General features: G+C 67.6%; 1 protein-coding gene. It reads right to left on the bottom strand.

The features are described 5' to 3' along the window. Positions 1 to 330, bottom strand: a 330-nt coding sequence (locus EXE44_RS18795; RefSeq protein WP_137718102.1) for a carotenoid oxygenase family protein, incomplete at both ends; no start/stop codon positions are given.

Raw genomic sequence — 330 nt, 5'->3', positions numbered from 1 at the left:
CCGCCGCCGTATCGGTTCGCACCGATCGCCGATCCGAGGTCGACGGTGAACCGTTCGATCCGACCCGCCATGGTCCCCATCTCGCCGGCGCGGACGTTCTCTAAGTACAGCGAGTCGATCGCGGTCGCGTCCGGGATCGTTTCGAGATCGAAGACCACCTCGGTCCCGCCGTCCCGCTCGAAGGCGTTGACGTGGTGAAACCCGAAGAACGGGTCGGTCGTCGGGTCGGCGACCACGTCGCCCGTCGTCCGGTCCAGCACGACGATCCGCGTGCCGCGATCGGGCTCCCACTCGAACTGTTCGATGAACGGGGGTTGCCGGCCCGGCTTC

It is taken from the genome of Halorubrum sp. SS7, assembly GCF_005435055.1.
In the GTDB taxonomy this organism is placed as follows: Archaea; Halobacteriota; Halobacteria; order Halobacteriales; family Haloferacaceae; genus Halorubrum; species Halorubrum salinarum.
The sequence above is the reverse complement of the archived record's forward strand: the minus strand, read 5'-3'. Positions and strand labels throughout refer to the sequence as shown.